General features: G+C 44.2%; 2 protein-coding genes. One reads left to right on the top strand and one right to left on the bottom strand.

The window, feature by feature from the left end:
• Nucleotides 1-352 precede the first annotated feature (352 nt).
• Complete coding sequence (locus tag L4D12_RS25410) at nucleotides 353-751, bottom strand: H-NS family histone-like protein (RefSeq protein WP_428450585.1); 399 nt, start codon at nucleotides 749-751, stop codon at nucleotides 353-355.
• Between the two features lie 162 nt (nucleotides 752-913).
• On the opposite strand from L4D12_RS25410, the gene L4D12_RS25415 reads away from it, so the two are divergent.
• The coding region (locus L4D12_RS25415) for a transposase (protein WP_428450586.1) at nucleotides 914-1,072 on the top strand (159 nt) is incomplete at its 3' end.

The raw sequence follows: 1,072 nt of genomic DNA on the forward strand, positions 1-1,072 counted from the left end.
GACAGGCTGGAGAAGCTCTGCGAGTCCGTTATCGAGCTACGCTATGACAAATCAATGGTTCAATGAACTTGGTTTAGTCAATATTGAACATGTTGTGACAGGGCATGTGTTCAGCACTTACGCTGAATGGAAATGTACATGAGCCGTATACGAGGTCCGTACGTACGGTTCTGTGAGAGGGATGAGGCGGCGACGCCTCACCCTACTCGATGTACCTGGGCACGCGTGCCCACTTGCCGTTGGACGTTACGGTGTATCGGGTAGTTTTAAGGTAAATATGGTTTTCTGTGACAGGCAGAAAAAAGCCTCGTGTATAGCCGCGGCTTTGAATTGGATGTTTTGGGCTTTAAGCCTAAATAAGAAATTCGTCTAAGCTGGCGCCTGCATCAAGTGCTTTCTTTAAAGTACTTGGTGTGCGGCCTTGGCCTGTCCATGTTTTTTCTTCACCGTTTTCATCGGTGAACTTATATTTAGCTTGGCGCGCTGCGCGAGTTTTCTTAGGTGCTTTAGCTGTCATAGCTAAAAGTTCTTCTGGGTCAATGCCGTCAGATAGTAGCATTTGACGATATGCTTCTAATTTTTCTTCATGCTCTTTATTTGAAGCTTTAGCTTGTTCTTCTTCTGCGGTGCGCTCATTGACGACTTGGTTCAGTTTTTCTAACGCTTCTTGTAGCTGTTCTAGTGTCATCGATTCACGAGCAAAAGCACGAAGGCTGCGAATGTTCATTAATAGTTTTATAGCGTCTGTCATGGCTTCTGTTTTTACTTAATTAAATGATGTTGTATTTTACTATACAAGGTGCCTTTTACCTATGATGCCAGGTCTAGTGGTCATTTATCCTGTAGTGGCATAGTGAGTTTGGCCACCTAGTTAGAGGTGATATCATCACCTCATAAGTTAACAGGTGACATAATGACAAAACGTACAAGACGAGTATTTAGCGCAGAGTTCAAGCTTGAATCTGCCCAGTTAGTGCTAGACCAAAACTATTCTATTGTTGAGGCAGCTCAAGCCATGAATGTGGGCAAATCCACCATGGATAAGTGGGTGCGCCAGCTTAAAGGAGAACGT

Source organism: Photobacterium nomapromontoriensis, assembly GCF_050336815.1.
Lineage (GTDB): Bacteria > Pseudomonadota > Gammaproteobacteria > Enterobacterales > Vibrionaceae > Photobacterium > Photobacterium nomapromontoriensis.

What these genes read in the sequence shown, in the direction of transcription:
- L4D12_RS25410 (WP_428450585.1), bottom strand. Translation starts at nt 751, where the DNA reads ATGACAGACGCTATAAAACTATTAATGAACATTCGCAGCCTTCGTGCT.